Consider the following 19,529-nt stretch of genomic DNA (forward strand, 5'->3'; position numbering starts at 1 on the left):
GTGACCTGGAATAGAAAATGGATTGCGGTAGTTTTAAAACGGGAAAAATCAGCCTGTCCTTATTTCGTTTTTTCCGTGTTATAGTGATAGGCAAGCGTTAGGATGTCATCGGGTTTAACCTCTTCGGCTAATGTGCCGTAAAACAACAGCTTTTGCGGGTATATCGTGTGTATAAGGGATCTTTTGTCCTCTGTTTTGCTTTCTTCAAAGATGCTGTCCAACGCCATTAATTCCATGATGTCTTTTTCCAATAAGGATTCTATTTTGGGCAGGCTTCGGCAAATATTATCCAGTTTTTCTTTCAATCCGGTTAAGACCGAGTCGTATTGCCGCTTGATTTCGAGATAATCGGTTGGTTCAATTTTCTGCATGGCCAGCAGGTTACGGATATGCGATACCCTGTTCTCGTAATCCTTTAGCTGATGTAACAATTGCTTTTTTATTTTCTGCTCATTTTGGGTAAGCTCATAGTACGCTTCCGCGATGATTTTTCGGTAGATAGCCGACATCTCTTTTCTGGGGATGAACTTTCGCAACTCCCCCTCAAACACCTGGTGGAGTTCTTCAACCCTTATCCGGTAAGGGCATCCCTTACGGCAGTGATAGTAACTGTAATGATTTGTCCTTCCCTTTGATCTACTGGCGGTGAGAAGGCTACCGCAGACCGGGCATATCAGGAAACCTCTTAATGGAAAATCATTTCGGGTATTGATCTTGGGTCTATATTTCCTGCCTCTTCCGTCCAATATCTCCTGTACCTTATCAAACAACTCTTCTGATATGATGGCCTGATGCTGTCCCTGGATAAACCGGCTTTCTTCATCCTTGAACTTTGGCAGGAATATCTTTCCGCAGTACACGGGATTTCGAATCAATTGCCAAAACGCATTTTTACTACATTGCAAACCTTTTTCCCTTGCATTTTTCCAGACCTGTTCGGTATTGAATACACCCTTTGACAACTCTTCGAATGCCCAATAGAGTATGGTGGCATCCGGTTCTTTGGGAGCAATGTACTTATGCCCACCCTGGTCTATCTTGTTTTTGTAACCTACGGGAGCGAGTCCCATATAACGACCTTCCTTCTTCGCCCTTCGCATGCCGTAGAATACGTTGAGCGCGCGACGGTCATTTTCTACCTCGGGTGCGGCAAGATAAAAGGCAAGCATCATCTTGTTCTCCGGAATGGATAGATCCAACGGTTGTTCGATGGCCTGTGGTTCAACCCCGAAATCACGGAGAACATTTATCATCTGATAAGCGTCACCTGCGTTCCTGCTGAACCGATCCCATTTGGTGAACAGGACAAGATCGATTTTGCCCCGGTGTTTTTTAAGGTAGGAAAGCAGTTTTTTCCATTCAGGTCTATTGAAGGATTTAGCAGAATGATCCTCATAGACAATATTCCGTATTTCAATCCAATGATTGTCACAGTATTTTCGCAGCATTTCCTCCTGGTTACGCTGTGAATAACCCTTGTCTGCCTGTTCATCGGTACTTACGCGGACGTATAGATCAGCTCTCTTTCCTCTTTCAACGCTCATCCGATTCCAGGTATTTTGTTACCGTTATCTTTGCCAGTTTCTTCAAGAACGCCAGAAGCTTAGCAGCTTCTTCCTTGCTGACTTCAATCTGCTGCGGCCTTAACATACTGACGATTTTATCCGGTGTTACTTTTATATTTTGTGCTATTGCTTCCATAAGCTATCCTCCAATTGCCATTCATCCTGAAAGTTATAGGCAAAGGAGCCCGGACGTTGGAATGATGCAGTGATTGGCGATTAAAGGAAGTATTTGGCTAAATAGATTTCCACATTCGTTTTAGCTTTTTTGTAGCCCAAGCACATTTGCTTCCCTGCACATTCCCTCTACTGCAAAAGAGCTTGCTGGCTACCTCTGAAACAGGAAATAGAAAACCGTAACCCCGCCGCAGTCTTCCGTTTGCGTTTTTCCAATCCCTGTTCACCGGGCTTTCACAGCCCTATCATTAGTACCCAAAAGGAAATTGTCAGAATAATATTTTCCAATACGAAACCGGTAAAAAGGCAGCTAAGATGTAGTGGGCAGCCACCGCGCAAGCCCAACCAAAAGACTACGGCATAAACGGTTTCCTCCCCGGGGGGTCCCCTCCAATTATTCCGTTTCCTTTTGGTTTTGCGCCATGCCCACTCCGGTTACCTGCTTTCTTTTTTCCGGTTTTTCTTTTGGAAAAATTTATGCGAAGCGAAGCGGAGCAGACCACAACAGGAAACAGGGAACGAGGAAAAGCGAACGTAACAAAATGTCAAACTCTAAAAACAGTACGATTATGAACATCATCGGAAGACTGACAAGGGATGCGGAAGTACGTACCCTGTCAAACGAAAAGCAGGTAGTAAACTTTTCGGTAGCGGTAAACGACAGCTACCGAAACAAACAGGGTGAGCGAGTAGAACAGACCGCATATTTCGATTGCGCCTATTGGATTTCCTCAAGCGTAGCAAGGCTACTGACCAAAGGTACATTGGTAGAATTATCAGGCAGGGTAAGCGCCAGGGCGTGGACGGGCAAAGACGGTGAAACCCGTGCAGGACTGAACTTCCATACTTCACAAATTAAATTGCATGGAGGCGGTAAGAGAGCGGAAACCACACAGGCTACCCAGCAACCCGAAAACAACAAGGTAACGGTGCAGGGAACGGAGGACGACCTCCCATTTTAACAACAGTATTCATTTCATTTTCAAACATCAAAATTTCAAATATCATGGCACATAATCTGAATTTCAACGAGCGTACAGGACGTTATTCATTCTTTAGCGTACAGCAGAAAGCGTGGCACGGTTTGGGACAAATCGTGGAGCAGTACCCGACAAGCGAGGAAGCTATCAAATATGCAGGGTTAGATTACGAGGTAGTAAAATCCCCCCTGTTCACCAAAGGTTCGGGCATAATCGAAACAGCTAATGGCATAGAGATAGGCAGTAATGAACTGGAAGTCCCCAACTATTTCGCCAATATCCGCACCGACAACAATGTCGTATTGGGCGTAGTGGGCAAAGATTACCATATTGTACAGAACCGTGAAGCCTTTAATTTCTTTGATGCCATCGTAGGCGGTGGCGAAGGTATCCTGTACGAAACTGCAGGAGCGTTGGGCAATGGGGAGCGCATATTTATCACAGCCAAACTGCCCGATTATATCCGTGTGGGAAATGGCGATGACGTGACGGAAAAATACATTTTCCTGACCACTTCGCATGACGGTAGCGGAAGTATCACGGCAGCTTTCACACCTATCCGTATCGTATGCCAAAATACGCTGAATGCTTCGCTTCGCAATATGACCAATGTAGTGCGAATCAAACACACTTCAGGCGCAAAACAGCGTATCGAGAATGCCCACAGGATAATGGGGTTGGCAAACACGTTGAGCAACCAGTTAGAAGGCATTTTCAACGAATGGACAAAGGTAAAGGTGACCGACCGAGAAGTAAGAAAGCTCATCCAGTTAGCACTTTGCCCGAACAAGGAAACCCTTGACCTTATCAAAAAAGGTGCGGAAGATGAAATTTCCACCGTGTTCAAAAACACCGTGGATGATGCCTTCGCCTATGCCATGATAAGCGACACACAGCAAATGGACACGACCAAAGGCACGTTGTTCGGGGCGTATAATGCCGTTACAGGCTACTATCAGAATGTTCGCAATTACAGGAACGAGGAAGCCAAGTTACAGAGCATTGTATTGGGTGGTACTGCCCAACTCAAATCGCAGAAAGCCTTTGAATGGTGTAATGCCTTTGCAACAGACGGTGCGGACATCCTGAACCTTAATTAGATAATCACAGGCTACCGCCTTATTCGGTGGTAGCCTTTAAAAAAACTTTAAACGATGAACACAAATTTCTTCAATCAGATAGCGCAGTTGGAGTTTACAGGAAACCTGCAACTGACCATAGCAAAAGGAGCGGAAAACCATCTTATCGTATCGGTAATGCTCCACAATGACGGGTGCGGAGATAGTGCCTGGAATGGAAGCCCATTTTCCGAAACTGACCCGTGAAAAATCAGGAAAGAAGGGAGAGAACTTCAAGCAGATGCACCGGGTGATTATGATGTTCAAGGCCTGGCTTAGGGGCACCCACCATTCGGTCATGAACTTACAGCCATATATCAACGAGTACACTTACCGGTTTAACCGTCATAAAATGAAAGAGGGACTCTTTGAGAATTTAATGCAGAGGATGGTAGCAAAGCCTCCTTATCCATATAAGGAATTCATTTATTAAATGCCTAATTCAAATAAAATAATAGAGGTGACCGTTTAATTTCATATATTTATGCTTTTAAACAAGCAGATAATGGATGTTTTCAAAGGACAAGAGCTTATAGAGTTCAGTAGAAGGTTCCAGACCGAGTTGGATTGTAAGAAATATTTGTCCGAACTTAAGTGGAAAGATGGATTTACGTGTCGCAAGTGTGGTCATCAGGGTAGCCAGATCAGAAAGGATTACGCACGTACCTGCAATAAATGTAGCGATACAGAAAGTGCTGGCGCAGGCACCCTTTTCCATAAAGTCAAATTTGGTCTTGTAAAGGCATTTTATATCTGTTTTGAGATGAGCACAAGTACCAAAAGTCTCTCTGCGATGTATATGGCCAAACGGTATGGCATTAACCGTAAAACAGCCATGAGCTTCATGCATAAAGTACGTGAGGCCATGAAATCGAGCGGAAATCATCCGATGAAGGGAGAAGTTCATGTGGACGAATTCGTAGTAGGGGGCCAAGAAGCCGGACATACCGGAAGGAGCTATGGAGGTAAGAAAAAGAAGGTAGTATGCGCGGTAGAACTTACTGATGCAGGAAAAGTCAAACGGTTTTATGCTTTACAGATCAAGGATTTTTCAGCCAAATCACTACGTCCCATCTTTGAGAGCCACATCGACAGGGGTGCCCAAGTTCAGACAGACGAATGGAAAGGGTATCGTCCTATCAAAAATGACTTTACCATCAAACAGACTCCCAGTGAATTAGGCTTAAATTTTAAAGCAATTCACACCATGATCCATCAGGTAAAATCGTGGTTAAGGACGACGTTTTCCTGGGTAAGCAAAAGGCATATAGACCGCTACCTAAGTGAGTTTTCCTACAGAATCAACCGCTCACAGAGCAAGGACACGATCTTCCACAATTTGATCACCAGAATGGTCAGTAAGAAAAAAATCCATATTGCTGACTTAATATGATATTAACTGGTCACCTCTATAAAATAATTGAACAGTTGAATTTTATTATTTTCCAAAATCCTTTAATGTTAATCAAAATTTATTAACTTTACAATGTGAAAACATTTTTTACTAAAATATTGTCTTTCTTTTTAGCAGTTTTAATACTGTTTTCTACCTCTTCTTTTACGGTAGATATGCATTTTTGTTGTAATCAATTGGTAGATATAGCTGTTTGGAACAAAGCAAAAACCTGCACAGAAAAGGTTCAAAAGAAAGATTCACCGTTAAAGCAGTGCACTACGTTACAAGAAAAAGACTGTTGCGATAATCAAACCATCGTGAAAGAAGGAGATGACACCTTCAAGAAGGCCAATAAAATTTCAGAGATTGAAACTTTAGTTTTCTTAAACAATTTCGTCTATTCTTATATCAACCTTTTTGAAGGTTTAGAGAAAAACACAGTTCCTTTTAAGGCTTATAGGCCACCATTGCTATCCACAGACCTTGTAATTCTCAACGAGTCCTTTTTAATTTGATAGAGGTGACCGTTTAATTTCATATATTTATGCTTTTAAACAAGCAGATAATGGATGTTTTCAAAGGACAAGAGCTTATAGAGTTCAGTAGAAGGTTCCAGACCGAGTTGGATTGTAAGAAATATTTGTCCGAACTTAAGTGGAAAGATGGATTTACGTGTCGCAAGTGTGGTCATCAGGGTAGCCAGATCAGAAAGGATTACGCACGTACCTGCAATAAATGTAGCGATACAGAAAGTGCTGGCGCAGGCACCCTTTTCCATAAAGTCAAATTTGGTCTTGTAAAGGCATTTTATATCTGTTTTGAGATGAGCACAAGTACCAAAAGTCTCTCTGCGATGTATATGGCCAAACGGTATGGCATTAACCGTAAAACAGCCATGAGCTTCATGCATAAAGTACGTGAGGCCATGAAATCGAGCGGAAATCATCCGATGAAGGGAGAAGTTCATGTGGACGAATTCGTAGTAGGGGGCCAAGAAGCCGGACATACCGGAAGGAGCTATGGAGGTAAGAAAAAGAAGGTAGTATGCGCGGTAGAACTTACTGATGCAGGAAAAGTCAAACGGTTTTATGCTTTACAGATCAAGGATTTTTCAGCCAAATCACTACGTCCCATCTTTGAGAGCCACATCGACAGGGGTGCCCAAGTTCAGACAGACGAATGGAAAGGGTATCGTCCTATCAAAAATGACTTTACCATCAAACAGACTCCCAGTGAATTAGGCTTAAATTTTAAAGCAATTCACACCATGATCCATCAGGTAAAATCGTGGTTAAGGACGACGTTTTCCTGGGTAAGCAAAAGGCATATAGACCGCTACCTAAGTGAGTTTTCCTACAGAATCAACCGCTCACAGAGCAAGGACACGATCTTCCACAATTTGATCACCAGAATGGTCAGTAAGAAAAAAATCCATATTGCTGACTTAATATGATATTAACTGGTCACCTCTATAATTTGATTTTCTACATCGCAGGTTAAAATTAATCTGCATTACCTCTATAGCCAATATTTCACTTCTGGCTAACATTTGTTGTACCCTATTCTCAACAACGCCACACAATATTAATCCTGTTAGGCTAAACCTATCAGACCATTGAGCTAAACTCAATGACAATACATTCTATACTATGAACAAACCAAAAGAATTTTGGATTAAGAATATGGTCTGTAACCGCTGCTTAAAAGTAATTAAGCAAGAATTACAAGAACTTGAAGTAACAGTGCTTTCCCTTGAATTGGGAAGGTTGCTGGTAGAAGCACCAAAAAAAGCGAACAATGAAATTATCGATGCCGTTACAAGTGTACTTCACGCCAATGATTTTGAAATTGTTCAGAATGAAGAAGAAATGCTCACAGAAAGAATCAAGATTATTCTAATAGAACAATTGCAAGAGCTACCGCTACATATTAAGGTAAAAACATCTGAACTATTGGCTTCAAGACTTCATAAAGATTACAAGACATTGAGCAGATTATTTTCAGCAAATCAACAGACAACCATTGAAAAGTACTTTATCAAATTAAAAATAGAGAAAGTTAAAGAGCTCATTCAGCTTAAACAACATTCCTTTTCAGATATAGGATATTTATTGGACTACAGTAGTGTAAACCACCTGTCTAGACAGTTTAAAGACGTTGTTGGTATGAGTATGACCGATTATAAAAATACTGAAAACTGGAAACGAAGTTTTTATGATGAAATTATATAGATAACAACGAAAGTTGTGCAGATAAATGCCTGTGCCAGTTGTTAATTTTACCGTATTAAATCAAAAAAAATGAAAAAACTACTCATCACATTAGTTTTGATTCCTTTTCTGGGGATTGCACAAACTATAGAAAATATAGATTATATCTCGCCCTTTAATAATGACGTGGCTGCGATTAAAAAAGGAAACGAATGGGGATTCATTGACCGCGATGGACAATTAACCGTTGATTTTCGAAATGATTTAGTGCTAACTAAAACGGAAAATGCTGCCTATCCCATATTCAGTAATGGGAAATGCTTAATTGCCCATCAAAAAAACGGTGTTCTTTATTATGGCTATATCGATAAAACTGGAAAAACTGTCATCACTCCACAATTCCTCAATGCCAACAACTTTCAATATGGCAAAGCCTTGGTGTTAAAAGTTGAAAAAGAAACCATTGGCTATAATGACATTTTCAAAAAAGACGTGGTAAACTACCATTATTTTGAGCTTGTTATAGATGAGAATGGTAATACCATTGACCATTTAACGCAATTGGCCATTCACGTCTCGCCAAAAGATAAGAATGATAAAAATCCACCTGCCATCACATCAAAATTGATTTCGGAAAATTTGGTGGCAGTTAAAGGTAATAATAAGAAGTGGCGTATAAAAAAAATCTAATAATATTGAAAATACACATAACATATAAGAAATTCAAAAAGATTATAACCTTTTTAAAATCTGCGAATTAATAGTTGATAATCCATTCCCTCAACTATAAACATTTAGATTGTTGGGAATGGGTTTATAAAAATTAAAATAAATGTTTAACTCAAAAAATAAATTATGAAAACACTACTAATTGTTTTATCGGCAGTTGGGCTTTTAAGCTTAAACAGTTGCAAACAAGAAACAAACACTCAGGCACTAATGGAAAACCCTGAAACTCGCACAGAAGTTTTTAATGCCATTTCCAAAAATCACGACTATATGACCGAATTTATGGAAAGTATGCACGACAACCAACACGCAATGCAAATGATGCAGGGCAACAAAAAAATGATGAGCTCAATGATGCAAGGAGAAGGAATGCAAATGATGATGAAAGACAGTACAATGATGCACTCAATGATGGACGGAATGATGAATGACGGCAAAATGATGGGCACTATGATGAAAATGATGCACGAAAAAGGGATGATGAGCGAAGACTGTATGGAATCCTGCTCAAAGATGATGGGCGAAAAAGGAATGGATATGCAGGGTATGGACAAGATGGACGATATGGATAGTCCAACCAAAGGTGAGCATACCGAGCATCATTAATTTTAACTTTTAAAATAAACAACAATGAAAAATAATCACTGGATATGGATGGTCATCGGTTGTGGATTACCATTACTGTTTATCTTTTTTGCACCATCATTAGGTATAGGAAGCAGTTCGTCTCTATTCATCTTCATCCTCTTTATGTTTGCTTGTCACTTATTTATGCCTCACGGTTCACATCGCCACGGTGGGCACAATCATTCACAGAATAGACAAAGAGAAAACGAACACGGTAAAGATGTTTCAAAAACAGAACCAAAAGATGAACACAAAGGGCATCATCACCATTAAATACTAAATGATGAAACAAAAATTTCAAATAAGCGGAATCAGCTGCGGTGGATGTGTATCAAGAGTAAAAAAGACTTTAGAAGAACATCCCAATATAGAAAAAGCAGAGATCTTTTTGGCACCAAAAGGTGCTGCACTTATCACGATGAATGAAGCACTTTCTGTTGCCGAATTACAAAAGCAACTTGATGGGCTCAATGGTTATACAATTACAGAATTAAATTAACAACAACTTAAAACCAAAAATTATGCATTTTTACGAAGGACATTTTGGAGGTATGCACCTAATATGGTGGATTATATGGATTATTTTATTGGCTTGGATATTCTTTATCCCAGCAGATATCCCTTATCAAAAAACAAAGAAGGACAGCCCACTGGATATTCTTAAAAACCGCTTTGCAAAAGGCGAAATATCCAAGGAAGAATTTGAGGAATCAAAAAAGATATTAAAATCAGACAACTAACTCAAAACTTTAAAATTATGTATCGATTAAACGTAAAAAAACTCGGATTTGCTTTCGGTCTTACGGGGGCACTAATTTACTTAGGCTGTATGATAGTTATGTCAACAGCAGGTCGAGAAGCCACTATCGATTTTTTCAACAGCCTATTGCACGGTTTAGATACCACAAGCATTATCAGGATGGATGTGCCACTATGGGAAGCTGGTTTGGGAATAGTACAGATATTCATTTTAGGATGGCTAATAGGTGCCTGTATTGCGGCTTTTTATAATGCGCAAATAAAAGTCAAAAAATAAGAGAGTAAAATAAAATTTATGCAATATGTCTGGTTCATATGGTCTCTTATAATTCTTGCTCTTTGGGCAATAATCTATTTGTCAAAAAAGGGGTATAGAAAAGAAATGCTCAAAATGAGCCTTATTACTATGCCCTTTGGATTGACCGAACCTTTGTTTGTACCTGAATATTGGTTTCCACCTTCCCTATTTAATTTAGCAGAAAGAACAGGCTTCGATATTGAGAGTCTTATATTCTCTTTTGCCATTGGCGGAATTGGGACGGTATTGTATAACCTAATATTCAAAAAAAGCTATATAGATATGCCTCATACCGAACGAGGCCACCAAAGACATAAGCTACATATTTATATACTTTTTGTTCCAGCCATTGTATTTGTCATATTTAGTCTTTTCACCACGCTTAACCACATCTATTGTGGCATCATTGCAATGTTTTTTGGTGGTTTGGCAACATTGTACTGTCGCCCGGATTTAAAAGGAAAAATATGGGTTGGTGGAATCTTGTTTACCATACTGTATTTCATTTATTTCGGAAGCATCCTTCCGTTCTATCCCCAATATGTGGAGTTGTACTGGAATCTGGACAACCTGACCCATATTCTTGTTTTGAGAATCCCAATTGAAGAGTTACTGTTCGCTTTCACCTTTGGCATGTATTGGTCTGGATTATATGAACACTTGTATTGGAGAAAACTTATAAAATCGAAAGAAATGTCAACCAACTAATACATTCAAACTATGAAAATACTATTGGCCATAGATGGTTCAGATTTCAGTAAAGTAGCCATTCACGAACTTATAAAAATGACCCTATCCTCAAATAGTGAAATTCATATTATAAATGTTTATGAAGTTCCGAAAACAACCGGCCTGGGATTGCATACTATGGGCGGCAGGATAGGAAATTACATAGAAGAAATTAGAAGTAACGCTCAAAAATTGGGAAACAAAATCGTTTCAGAAGCTTTCGATAAAATCAAGGCCGAAAACAAGGCACTTACCATAACCACAAGTGTTGTTAGTGGCCTGCCCAAAAGTACTATTTATGAAAAAGCAGAAGATTGGGGTGCAGATTTAATCGTAGTAGGCTCTCAGGGTCACGGTGCACTTTCACGCTTAGTATTGGGCTCTGTATCCCAATATTTGACCACAAATGCCAAATGTTCAGTACTCATTGCAAGAGATAGAAATAAAAAATGAAAGAAAAGCAAACACATAGCATTACATTAGAATCCACTTGTAAGATAACAGATGAAATCTGTCTTCCCGATACCAAATTACCTAGTGTGGTTATCGTTGGTGGAGGATTTGCAGGTTTGGCATTGGTTGAAAAACTGAAACACAAAGAAGTTCAAGTGGTTTTACTCGATAAAAATAACTTCCATCAATTTCAACCTTTATTATATCAAGTGGCAACGAGTGCGTTGGAACCTGATAGCATAGTATTTCCATTCAGAAAACAAATCAATGGCTATAAAAATGTTTTCTTTCGTTTGGCAGAAGTTGTGGAAATTCAACCTGATTCAAATACTATATTGACCAATAAGGGAAGTGTTTCTTATGACTATTTAGTGTTGGCTACTGGCACGACCACCAATTTCTTTGGGATGGATTCTGTAGCCGAAAATAGTTTGGGGATGAAGGATATTCGCGATTCCCTCAACATCCGTCATATGATGTTGCAAAATTTGGAACAGGCAGCTATTACTTGTGATAATAAAGAACGCGACGCACTGACAAATTTTGTAATAGTAGGTGGTGGTCCAGCAGGCGTAGAAATGGCAGGAGCTTTGGCAGAGTTTTGCAAATACATCCTTCCCAAAGATTACCCAGAGTACCCTTCTTCCATTATGAATATTTATTTAATAGAAGCCATTGATGAGTTGTTAAGCACAATGTCTGATAAGGCATCATCGAAAACCCTCAAATATTTAGAGGATTTAAATGTAAAGGTATTATTAAATGAAGCTGTAAGCAATTATGATGGAAAGGAAGTCACTACCATAAGTGGTAAGACCATTTTGGCTAAAAACCTTATCTGGACGGCTGGCGTAAAAGGACAATTCCCAAATGGTATTGATGAAAAACACATAGTCAGGGGCAACCGGATTAAAACCGATGCTAATTTAAAAGTAGAAGGCTACGAAAACATTTTTGCCATAGGCGATATAGCTGCGCTTATTTCTGAAGAAAGACCCAAAGGGCATCCACAGGTGGCGCAGGCAGCAATTCAACAAGGAAAATATCTGGGTAATTCTATATTAAACCTCATAAATAATAAACCCACACAACCTTTCGAATATAAAGACAAAGGCTCCTTGGCCACTGTAGGAAAACGCAAGGCAGTTGCCGATTTGGGCAAATTTAAATTTGCAGGCTATTTCGCCTGGTTGCTGTGGTCCGTTGTTCACTTGATGTCCATAAGTGGATTTAGAAATAGATTGATGGTTGGTTTTAATTGGGCGGTTAGCTATTTCACTTATGAAAAGAGCAACCGCTTGATTATTAGAAATTTTAAGCCAAAATCATTAATCGATAATACAGAAGAATAACTAATTAAAACAAAATTTATATGAAAGAAATAGGAGTTATAGGATACGGAGTCATAGGAAAAAGAGTGGCAGATGCCATCAAATTACAAGATGATATGAAGCTTTCGGGCGTTTGCGATATAATCAGCGATTGGCGCATTCAAAATGCCGTAAGAAAGGAGTATGATATTTATGCAGCTACCGAAGAAGCAGCCAATGATATGGACTCAAAAGGAATTTCAGTAAAAGGAAGCTTACAGGAACTTTTAAAGAAATCAGATCTTGTTGTGGACTGTACACCCAAAAAAATTGCCGCTCAGAATGTCGTTATCTACAAGGAGCAAAACATCAAATTTATTCTACACGGTGGCGAAAAACACGAAACCACAGGGCATTCCTTTAGTGCAGAAAATAATTACAAATCGGCTCTAAACTTGAATGCGACAAGAGTAGTTTCTTGTAATACTACGTCTATTTTAAGAACCTTGACCGCTTTAAAAAGAGCCGATTTATTGGATTATGCCAGAGGTACACTTTTAAGAAGAGCTACAGACCCTTGGGAAAGTCATTTAGGTGGTATTATGAATACAATGGTTCCCGAAAAAGATATCCCAAGCCATCAAGGTCCAGATGCTAAAAGTGTTGACCCAGAACTGGATGTCATCACCGCAGCGGTAAAAGTACCCGAAACATTGAGCCATATGCACTACTGGAATGTGAAATTGAAAAAGCAGGCGACAAAGGAAGAAGTACTAAATGCATTTAAAACATCAAGCCGTATTAAATTAATTCGATATGACCAAGGCTTGGTCTCTAACAACACCATTAAGGAAATGTTTCTGGATATGGGAAGACCTTGGGGAGATATGTATGAAGTGGCTCTTTGGGAAGATATGCTGAAAGTACAGGGAGACGAACTTTTTTATGCTTATGTAGTCGATAACCAAGCTATTGTTATACCAGAAACCATAGATGCTATTAGAGCACTTACCGGAATTGAAACAAATGGTACAAAATCCATAGTCAAAACAAATGAAAGTTTAGGAATCTATTAAATACTATCAAAATGAAAACAGACAAGAATATAGTAGAACTTTTAGGAGAAAAAGCATCTTTCTATTTGGAACACATTTGTGAAAAAATAACTAAAGATGAGTTGCAGACCCCAAGCAAGAATAGTATAGATAAGGTGTTTGGAAATAGCAACAGAAATCCACAGGTACTTCGTAGCCTTTCCCAGTTATACAATCACGGAAATTTGGCAGGAACTGGTTATTTAAGTATCCTCCCTGTCGACCAAGGCATTGAGCATAGCGCAGCATATTCATTCTACAAAAACCCAGATTATTTTGACCCTGAGAACATTATAAAACTCGCCCTTGAGGCAGGTTGTAATGGTGTGGCGTCCACGTTTGGGGTTTTGGGTTTGAACGCCCGAAAATATGCCCATAAAATCCCTTTTATCGTTAAGATTAACCATAATGAGTTACTCACCTATCCTAATAAATATGACCAAACGCTCTTTGGTAAGGTAAAAACCGCTTGGGATATGGGAGCAATTGCCGTAGGAGCTACGATTTATTTTGGTTCAGCGGAAAGTAACCGACAACTCAAAGAAATAGCTGAGGCTTTTGAAGAAGCTCACAATCTGGGTATGGCTACCATTTTATGGTGCTATACACGAAATGAAGCTTTTAAAACCGAAAAAGAAGATTACCACGCAGCTGCCGATGTTACTGGGCAGGCCAATCATTTGGGCGTAACTATTCAAGCGGATATCATTAAACAAAAATTACCAACCAATAATTTCGGGTTTAAAGAAATAGGATTTGGAAAATATGATGATGAAATGTATAAAACGTTGACGACAGACCATCCCATAGACCTTTGTCGATTACAAGTTGCCAATTGTTATATGGGAAAAATAGGACTTATAAATTCAGGAGGCGGTTCCAAAGGAGAATCTGATTTGGTTGAGGCGATAACAACTGCCGTCATCAATAAAAGGGCTGGTGGCTCTGGGCTGATAATGGGAAGAAAAGCCTTTCAAAAACCATTCACTGAAGGGATTGAGCTCTTAAGATTTGTACAAGACGTCTATTTGGACCAAAAAATAAGTATTGCTTAATTAAAAAAAGAATGTTCGATACGGAAATAAAATCATTAAAATCACTTAACCACTACCTCCTTAAACTGGTAGAAAGCCGTCTATGGCTTAAAGTAATCATTGCTTTGTTGTTAGGTGTTGGATTTGGTCTGTTATTGAGTCCACAAAATGGATGGATTTCTAAAGAAACAGCAGATATCGCGGGGAATTGGCTGGCATTGCCCGGTGTACTATTTCTGAAACTGGTTCAAATGATTATGATTCCGTTGATTGTGGCTTCCATCATCACAGGAATCGCAAGTAATGATAAGGACAGTTTAAAAAAATTAGGTGGTGGTGTTTTACTATATTTTTTGGGCACAACAATAGTTTCGGTTAGCATTGGTACGATACTATCCCAAATTTTTAGACCGGGTCGTTTTCTTCATCAACAAGCACTAAAAGAGCATAATGAAATTACGGCAGTTTCAACTGATGAACCCGAGCTTTCCTTCGGAGTTGAAACGATTCCTGATGCCATCTCAAACCTGCTTCCTGAAAATCCATTGGCATCTATGGTAAGTGGTGAAATGTTAAGTATTGTGATTTTCACAATCATTATTGGTGTAGCTGTGCTATCTCTTGAAAATGATTTACTGCGCCCAGTAAAGCTGCTTCTAAGTGCCATTCAGGAAGTCTGTATGACGGTGGTAAAATGGTCTATGTTATTAGTCCCTATTGCTGTTTTCGGACTTATGGCACAGCTTACCTCTAGTGTTGGTTTGAGTTCTCTATCTGGCCTCACCTACTATGTGGGTGTCGTCTTGCTCGGTCTGTTATTCTTAGTAATTTTCTATTTAGGGCTAATTGTGCTTCTTGGAAAAGCAAACCCTATGCATTTCTTAAAAAAAATAAGGGACGTTCAATTATTGGCTTTTTCAACCACAAGCTCTGCCGCTGTGATGCCACTTTCTCTTCAAACAGCCGAAGAAAAACTAAAGGTGGACAAGACCATTAGCAATTTTATCATTCCCATTGGCGCAACCGTCAATATGGATGGAACAGCACTCTATCAAACGATAACAACCCTTTTTATAGCCAAGCCTATGGACTGGAAATGAGTTTGCTCAATATTATTGTGGTCATTGTAACCATCGTTGCTGCTTCAATCGGCACACCTGCCATTCCCGGAGGTGGTGTGGTGATACTCGCTTCTGTTTTGGGAAGTGTCGGTATTCCAGCCGAAGGCATCATCATTATCATTGGTGTAGAAAGATTGTTGGGAATGTTCAGGACTGCTGTAAACGTAATGGGTGACCTTACAGCTTGTATGGTTTTTAATAGGTTGTATGATATAAAAATACTGAAATTCTTAAAAAAGAAGCTTTATAACTATGGATAGTACTATAAAACATATAGGTGTATTTACCTCTGGAGGTGATAGTCCAGGGATGAATGCAGCCTTGTACGCCATTACAAAAACGGCTGAAGTAAATGGTATAAACGTAAGCGGCTTTCGAAAAGGATATGAAGGATTGATAGACGGTGACTTGGTTCAATTAAAATCACACGAATTACAAAAACTGACCCAAAAGGGTGGCACTATCCTTAAGACAGCCCGAAGCAAACGTTTTCTCGAACTGGAAGGTCGAAAAAAAGCCTTGCAAACTCTAAATGTAAACAAAATAGACGCTTTAATTGCCATTGGTGGTGATGGTACATTTAAAGGATTACTTGCTTTTTCAGAGATATGCGATATCCCATTCATAGGGATTCCCGGAACTATTGATAACGATATTTCGGGTACGGATTACACCCTTGGTTTTGATTCCGCAGTTAACACAGCCATTGAAAATATTGATAAAATAAGGGATACTGCCGAATCCCATAACCGTGTGTTCATTGTTGAAGTAATGGGAAGGGATTCGGGTTACATCGGTATTCATTCTGGATTGATGGTTGGTGCGGACGCCATATTAATTCCGGAGAGCGGTACGGACTTTATTAACCTTTTGGGTAAGGTGAAAAATTACGATAGCGAGGATGCTTTTCTAATCGTAGTTTCTGAAGGTGACGAAATTGGTGCCGATCTTGTTTCTTCAAAAATAAAGGAAGTCAATCCCAATGTCGATTTACGCATAACAAAGCTTGGCCACATACAGCGAGGTGGAAATCCTTCTGCTTTGGATAGAATGTTGGGCATAAGGCTTGGGGTGGAAGCCGTAAAATCGCTTTTACAAAGTAAAAAGAATGTAATGATCGGGATTTTAAACAATCAATTGCACTTAACCCCTTTTAATGAGGTGGTCAAGCAACATCAGGTCAATAAAGAATTGCACGAACTTTTAGAACTATTTGGAACATAAATTATGAAAACAACAATATACAGCACACATAAATTCGATAAGCCTTCCATTGAAAACGCTAATAAAGGAAAACATCAATTGAATTTTCTGGAATTTAGGCTAACAAAGGAAACCGCCTTATTGGCAGAAGGTTCAAAGGCCATAGCACTTTTCTCAAATGACGATGCCTCTTCGGAAGTTTTGGATATTTTACACAAACTAGGCATAAAATTTATCGCATTACGTTCGGCAGGTTTCAATCACGTCGATTTAGAAAAAGCAGCTGAATTGAATATAAAAGTGGCACGTGTCCCAGCCTATTCACCTTATGCCATTGCAGAACATACAATGGCTTTGATACTTGCATTAAACCGAAGACTGATTAAAGCCCACAATAGAGTGCGCGAACAAAACTTTTCATTAAACGGTCTCACTGGTTTTGACCTAAATGGGAAAACCGTTGGCGTGATTGGAACAGGAAAAATAGGGTCTGTACTCGTAAAAATACTTCACGGATTCGGCTGCAATATTCTTGCCCAGGATATAGAAGAAAGCAAAGACCTAATTGATAAATATGGCCTAATCTATTCAGATTGTGCGACGCTCTGTAAGCACGCAGATATAATAAGCCTGCACGTGCCATTAAAAGCTTCAACAAAACATTTAATAAATAAAGAGCATATAGCACTAATGAAATCTGGAGTAATGCTCATCAATACAAGTCGTGGTGGGTTGGTGGACACCAAGGCAGTTATCGAAGGATTGAAAACTAAAAAAATAGGGTATTTAGGACTGGATGTTTATGAGGAAGAAGAAGGATTGTTCTTTGAAGACCATTCCGATGACATTTTGCAAGACGATGTGATTGCACGCTTAATGACTTTCAACAATGTACTAATTACAAGCCATCAAGCTTTTTTAACCAAAACCGCATTGACCAATATTGCAGAAACAACCATATATAATCTGGATTGTTTTGAAAAACAAAAACCTTCTGGAAATGAAATTAGCATTAATTAATAGTTAAAAACAAATATTATGAAAAACATACTCGTACCAACAGACTTTTCAAAAAATTGCAATAAAGCAGAAGAACTCGGAATTGAAATGGCAAAGCTTTACAATTCCGAAATCCATTTTTTCCATTTGATGAAAACCTCTGTTGATTGGGTAAAACTGGATAAACAAAAAGAAAAAAGGTATCCCGAAACTTTAAAGGAAATTGGAGTCGTTAAATCAAAATTGCGGGAACTGGAAAAAAAGGCTGAGCACGAAGGTCTTAAATGTCGAACTTTTCTTCAATTTGATTCGGGACAGAAAGATATTTTAGAACATTCTGGTCATTTCCATCACGATTTTATAGTTACGGGAAGTAGTGGCACCCGAGGCGGTATACGTGAGTTAATGGGAAGCAACGTAGAAAAAATTGTTAGGAAAGCTGATGTACCGGTTGTTGTAGTCAAGGATGAAGAAGTATCCTTTCCTTTTAAGGATATCGTTTTTGTTTCAGATTTTCTTCAAGATGTAAGCGATGCATTTAAGCAGGTTATTTCGATTGCTGAAAAATGCGGTGCACATATCCATTTATTGAGGGTCAATACTCAGACCGATTTTAACAGTATAGAACAAGGGTTGGATCCCATCAAGGAGTTCCTGAAAAAATTCCCCGATTTGGATAACTTCTCAATGAATGTATATAACGAACAAGACGTAGAAACAGGGATAAACAATTTTTTACGATATAAAAATGCCGATTTAATCGCAATGTGTACTCACGGACGTACAGGCTTTTTAAGCTTATTCTCTAAAAGCATCGCAGAGGGTGTAACCAATCACTCCGAATTACCAGTAATGACTATTAAAATGTAACAATGAATAAATCAGTCTTAATAAAAAAATACTCTGGAGACGTCGTTGAATTTGATGTGGACAAACTCATCAATTCCCTGAAACGGTCTCAGGCAAGCGATACTGTGGTTCAGCAAATTGTTGAACAAGTTGAAGGGCAACTTTATGATGGAATTACCACAAAAAAAATCTATCAGATGGCATTCAAAATACTTAAAAGTAAATCAAGGGTAAGTGCCTCAAAATACAAGCTCAAAAAGGCGATTATGGAATTAGGGCCATCAGGATTTCCTTTTGAAAAATTTGTCGGTAAGATTTTAGAGATGGAAGGCTTTAGTACAAACGTGGGAGTTATTGTTCAAGGTAATTGTGTACAGCACGAAGTTGATGTAATCGCCGAAAAAGAAAACAAACACTATATGATTGAATGCAAATACCATAGCGACCAAGGTAGGTTTTGTAATGTAAAAATCCCATTATATATCCATTCACGGTTTTTGGACGTAGAAAAGCAATGGGAACACCAAAAAGGTCACGAGGCTAAACTTCATAAAGGAGGTGTGTACACCAATACGCGTTTCACAACCGATGCCATTCAGTACGGGAAATGTGTTGGAATGCTTATGAGCAGTTGGGATTATCCAAGAGGAAATGGTCTCAAGGACAGAATAGATAACTCTGGGCTACATCCCTTAACCGCTTTAACAACACTTACCAAAGCTGAAAAAACAAAATTATTGGATGAAGGCATCGTGCTCTGTAAAGAGCTTCACGAAAGTCCGAAGCTCTTGGAAAAAATAGGAATTGATAAAAAAAGACATAAAAAGATTCTTGAAGATTCAGAAAAATTATGTTCAGTACATCAATAAAAAACAATGCAA

Annotated in this window: 24 protein-coding genes and 2 pseudogenes; 24 read left to right on the top strand and 2 right to left on the bottom strand. The window is 39.0% G+C overall.

The genetic code is table 11. From position 1 onward, the window contains the following. Positions 1-59: 59 nt before the first annotated feature. Complete coding sequence (locus ECHVI_RS15305) at positions 60-1,544, bottom strand: recombinase family protein (protein ID WP_015266925.1); 1,485 nt, start codon at positions 1,542-1,544, stop codon at positions 60-62. Continuing rightward, positions 1,534-1,701 carry a hypothetical protein gene (locus tag ECHVI_RS23725; protein WP_157501459.1) on the bottom strand — a complete coding sequence of 56 codons (168 nt, stop codon included), beginning with the start codon at positions 1,699-1,701 and terminating at the stop codon, positions 1,534-1,536. The genes ECHVI_RS15305 and ECHVI_RS23725 overlap by 11 nt, the downstream gene beginning before the upstream one ends. Positions 1,702-2,281: 580 nt before the next feature. On the opposite strand from ECHVI_RS23725, the gene ECHVI_RS15310 reads away from it, so the two are divergent. The 24 genes and pseudogenes from ECHVI_RS15310 (at position 2,282) to ECHVI_RS15415 (ending at position 19,517) form a co-directional block, all read left to right on the top strand. Next, on the top strand, positions 2,282-2,701 hold the full coding sequence (locus tag ECHVI_RS15310) for a single-stranded DNA-binding protein (protein ID WP_245553336.1): 420 nt from the start codon (positions 2,282-2,284) through the stop codon (positions 2,699-2,701). 44 nt (positions 2,702-2,745) lie between these two features. Beyond that, the gene (locus ECHVI_RS15315; RefSeq protein ID WP_015266928.1) at positions 2,746-3,819 is read left to right on the top strand and encodes a DUF932 domain-containing protein; all 1,074 of its coding nucleotides are present in this window, start codon (positions 2,746-2,748) and stop codon (positions 3,817-3,819) included. Positions 3,820-3,873: 54 nt separating this feature from the next. Then, a complete protein-coding gene (locus ECHVI_RS23350) occupies positions 3,874-4,044 on the top strand; it encodes a hypothetical protein (RefSeq protein ID WP_245553337.1) in 171 nt (56 codons plus the stop codon). A 4-nt stretch (positions 4,045-4,048) separates the two neighbouring features. Continuing rightward, a pseudogene (locus ECHVI_RS15320) lies at positions 4,049-4,270 on the top strand (transposase); the annotation flags it as partial. Positions 4,271-4,342: 72 nt separating this feature from the next. Next, entirely contained in the window at positions 4,343-5,230 is an 888-nt protein-coding gene (locus ECHVI_RS15325) for an IS1595-like element ISEvi1 family transposase (RefSeq protein WP_015266931.1), read from the top strand. A 95-nt stretch (positions 5,231-5,325) separates the two neighbouring features. Beyond that, the gene (locus ECHVI_RS15330) at positions 5,326-5,748 is read left to right on the top strand and encodes an HYC_CC_PP family protein (protein WP_015266930.1); all 423 of its coding nucleotides are present in this window, start codon (positions 5,326-5,328) and stop codon (positions 5,746-5,748) included. Between the two features lie 50 nt (positions 5,749-5,798). Beyond that, a complete protein-coding gene (locus ECHVI_RS15335; RefSeq protein ID WP_015266931.1) occupies positions 5,799-6,686 on the top strand; it encodes an IS1595-like element ISEvi1 family transposase in 888 nt (295 codons plus the stop codon). A 196-nt stretch (positions 6,687-6,882) separates the two neighbouring features. Beyond that, positions 6,883-7,464 carry a helix-turn-helix domain-containing protein gene (locus tag ECHVI_RS15340; RefSeq protein WP_015266932.1) on the top strand — a complete coding sequence of 194 codons (582 nt, stop codon included), beginning with the start codon at positions 6,883-6,885 and terminating at the stop codon, positions 7,462-7,464. A gap of 69 nt (positions 7,465-7,533) precedes the next feature. Further along, positions 7,534-8,133 (top strand): WG repeat-containing protein, encoded by a 600-nt coding sequence (locus ECHVI_RS15345; protein ID WP_015266933.1) that lies wholly within the window; start codon positions 7,534-7,536, stop codon positions 8,131-8,133. A 165-nt stretch (positions 8,134-8,298) separates the two neighbouring features. Beyond that, positions 8,299-8,778 (top strand): hypothetical protein, encoded by a 480-nt coding sequence (locus tag ECHVI_RS15350; protein ID WP_008616430.1) that lies wholly within the window; start codon positions 8,299-8,301, stop codon positions 8,776-8,778. A 24-nt stretch (positions 8,779-8,802) separates the two neighbouring features. After that, the gene (locus tag ECHVI_RS23355; protein ID WP_008616429.1) at positions 8,803-9,072 is read left to right on the top strand and encodes a hypothetical protein; all 270 of its coding nucleotides are present in this window, start codon (positions 8,803-8,805) and stop codon (positions 9,070-9,072) included. 7 nt (positions 9,073-9,079) lie between these two features. Next, entirely contained in the window at positions 9,080-9,298 is a 219-nt protein-coding gene (locus ECHVI_RS15355; RefSeq protein WP_008616428.1) for a heavy-metal-associated domain-containing protein, read from the top strand. A 22-nt stretch (positions 9,299-9,320) separates the two neighbouring features. Further along, positions 9,321-9,539: an SHOCT domain-containing protein gene (locus ECHVI_RS15360; protein WP_008616427.1), complete on the top strand. Its 219-nt coding sequence runs from the start codon at positions 9,321-9,323 to the stop codon at positions 9,537-9,539. A gap of 17 nt (positions 9,540-9,556) precedes the next feature. After that, the gene (locus ECHVI_RS15365; RefSeq protein ID WP_008616426.1) at positions 9,557-9,835 is read left to right on the top strand and encodes a DUF5676 family membrane protein; all 279 of its coding nucleotides are present in this window, start codon (positions 9,557-9,559) and stop codon (positions 9,833-9,835) included. A gap of 114 nt (positions 9,836-9,949) precedes the next feature. Next, on the top strand, positions 9,950-10,564 hold the full coding sequence (locus ECHVI_RS15370; protein WP_245553339.1) for a lycopene cyclase domain-containing protein: 615 nt from the start codon (positions 9,950-9,952) through the stop codon (positions 10,562-10,564). A gap of 12 nt (positions 10,565-10,576) precedes the next feature. Then, positions 10,577-11,038 (top strand): universal stress protein, encoded by a 462-nt coding sequence (locus ECHVI_RS15375; protein WP_008616424.1) that lies wholly within the window; start codon positions 10,577-10,579, stop codon positions 11,036-11,038. After that, on the top strand, positions 11,035-12,390 hold the full coding sequence (locus ECHVI_RS15380) for an NAD(P)/FAD-dependent oxidoreductase (RefSeq protein WP_015266935.1): 1,356 nt from the start codon (positions 11,035-11,037) through the stop codon (positions 12,388-12,390). Before ECHVI_RS15375 ends, ECHVI_RS15380 begins: the two co-directional genes overlap by 4 nt. A 20-nt stretch (positions 12,391-12,410) precedes the next feature. Continuing rightward, positions 12,411-13,424 (top strand): type II glyceraldehyde-3-phosphate dehydrogenase, encoded by a 1,014-nt coding sequence (locus tag ECHVI_RS15385; RefSeq protein ID WP_015266936.1) that lies wholly within the window; start codon positions 12,411-12,413, stop codon positions 13,422-13,424. Between the two features lie 11 nt (positions 13,425-13,435). Beyond that, positions 13,436-14,497, top strand: coding sequence for a class I fructose-bisphosphate aldolase (locus ECHVI_RS15390; protein WP_015266937.1), 1,062 nt, complete (start codon positions 13,436-13,438; stop codon positions 14,495-14,497). Positions 14,498-14,508: 11 nt separating this feature from the next. After that, positions 14,509-15,857, top strand: a pseudogene (locus ECHVI_RS15395) (dicarboxylate/amino acid:cation symporter). Beyond that, positions 15,850-16,821 (top strand): ATP-dependent 6-phosphofructokinase, encoded by a 972-nt coding sequence (locus ECHVI_RS15400; RefSeq protein ID WP_015266938.1) that lies wholly within the window; start codon positions 15,850-15,852, stop codon positions 16,819-16,821. Before ECHVI_RS15395 ends, ECHVI_RS15400 begins: the two are co-directional and overlap by 8 nt. Positions 16,822-16,824: 3 nt before the next feature. Next, positions 16,825-17,820, top strand: coding sequence for a 2-hydroxyacid dehydrogenase (locus tag ECHVI_RS15405; RefSeq protein WP_015266939.1), 996 nt, complete (start codon positions 16,825-16,827; stop codon positions 17,818-17,820). Positions 17,821-17,838: 18 nt separating this feature from the next. After that, positions 17,839-18,669: a universal stress protein gene (locus ECHVI_RS15410; RefSeq protein ID WP_015266940.1), complete on the top strand. Its 831-nt coding sequence runs from the start codon at positions 17,839-17,841 to the stop codon at positions 18,667-18,669. Positions 18,670-18,671: 2 nt separating this feature from the next. Continuing rightward, entirely contained in the window at positions 18,672-19,517 is an 846-nt protein-coding gene (locus ECHVI_RS15415) for an ATP cone domain-containing protein (protein ID WP_015266941.1), read from the top strand. Positions 19,518-19,529 lie beyond the last annotated feature (12 nt).

The sequence above is a fragment of the Echinicola vietnamensis DSM 17526 genome (assembly GCF_000325705.1).
Lineage (GTDB): Bacteria > Bacteroidota > Bacteroidia > Cytophagales > Cyclobacteriaceae > Echinicola > Echinicola vietnamensis.

Coding starts and splice junctions, on each gene's coding strand:
- ECHVI_RS23350 (WP_245553337.1), top strand. CDS start 3,874: ATGAACACAAATTTCTTCAATCAGATAGCGCAGTTGGAGTTTACAGGA.
- ECHVI_RS15415 (WP_015266941.1), top strand. CDS start 18,672: ATGAATAAATCAGTCTTAATAAAAAAATACTCTGGAGACGTCGTTGAA.
- ECHVI_RS15360 (WP_008616427.1), top strand. CDS start 9,321: ATGCATTTTTACGAAGGACATTTTGGAGGTATGCACCTAATATGGTGG.
- ECHVI_RS15390 (WP_015266937.1), top strand. CDS start 13,436: ATGAAAACAGACAAGAATATAGTAGAACTTTTAGGAGAAAAAGCATCT.
- ECHVI_RS15410 (WP_015266940.1), top strand. CDS start 17,839: ATGAAAAACATACTCGTACCAACAGACTTTTCAAAAAATTGCAATAAA.
- ECHVI_RS15370 (WP_245553339.1), top strand. CDS start 9,950: ATGAGCCTTATTACTATGCCCTTTGGATTGACCGAACCTTTGTTTGTA.
- ECHVI_RS15315 (WP_015266928.1), top strand. CDS start 2,746: ATGGCACATAATCTGAATTTCAACGAGCGTACAGGACGTTATTCATTC.
- ECHVI_RS15335 (WP_015266931.1), top strand. CDS start 5,799: ATGGATGTTTTCAAAGGACAAGAGCTTATAGAGTTCAGTAGAAGGTTC.
- ECHVI_RS15400 (WP_015266938.1), top strand. CDS start 15,850: ATGGATAGTACTATAAAACATATAGGTGTATTTACCTCTGGAGGTGAT.
- ECHVI_RS23725 (WP_157501459.1), bottom strand. CDS start 1,701: ATGGAAGCAATAGCACAAAATATAAAAGTAACACCGGATAAAATCGTC.
- ECHVI_RS15385 (WP_015266936.1), top strand. CDS start 12,411: ATGAAAGAAATAGGAGTTATAGGATACGGAGTCATAGGAAAAAGAGTG.
- ECHVI_RS15325 (WP_015266931.1), top strand. CDS start 4,343: ATGGATGTTTTCAAAGGACAAGAGCTTATAGAGTTCAGTAGAAGGTTC.
- ECHVI_RS15405 (WP_015266939.1), top strand. CDS start 16,825: ATGAAAACAACAATATACAGCACACATAAATTCGATAAGCCTTCCATT.
- ECHVI_RS15305 (WP_015266925.1), bottom strand. CDS start 1,544: ATGAGCGTTGAAAGAGGAAAGAGAGCTGATCTATACGTCCGCGTAAGT.
- ECHVI_RS15380 (WP_015266935.1), top strand. CDS start 11,035: ATGAAAGAAAAGCAAACACATAGCATTACATTAGAATCCACTTGTAAG.
- ECHVI_RS23355 (WP_008616429.1), top strand. CDS start 8,803: ATGAAAAATAATCACTGGATATGGATGGTCATCGGTTGTGGATTACCA.
- ECHVI_RS15350 (WP_008616430.1), top strand. CDS start 8,299: ATGAAAACACTACTAATTGTTTTATCGGCAGTTGGGCTTTTAAGCTTA.
- ECHVI_RS15375 (WP_008616424.1), top strand. CDS start 10,577: ATGAAAATACTATTGGCCATAGATGGTTCAGATTTCAGTAAAGTAGCC.
- ECHVI_RS15345 (WP_015266933.1), top strand. CDS start 7,534: ATGAAAAAACTACTCATCACATTAGTTTTGATTCCTTTTCTGGGGATT.
- ECHVI_RS15340 (WP_015266932.1), top strand. CDS start 6,883: ATGAACAAACCAAAAGAATTTTGGATTAAGAATATGGTCTGTAACCGC.
- ECHVI_RS15355 (WP_008616428.1), top strand. CDS start 9,080: ATGATGAAACAAAAATTTCAAATAAGCGGAATCAGCTGCGGTGGATGT.
- ECHVI_RS15310 (WP_245553336.1), top strand. CDS start 2,282: ATGTCAAACTCTAAAAACAGTACGATTATGAACATCATCGGAAGACTG.
- ECHVI_RS15365 (WP_008616426.1), top strand. CDS start 9,557: ATGTATCGATTAAACGTAAAAAAACTCGGATTTGCTTTCGGTCTTACG.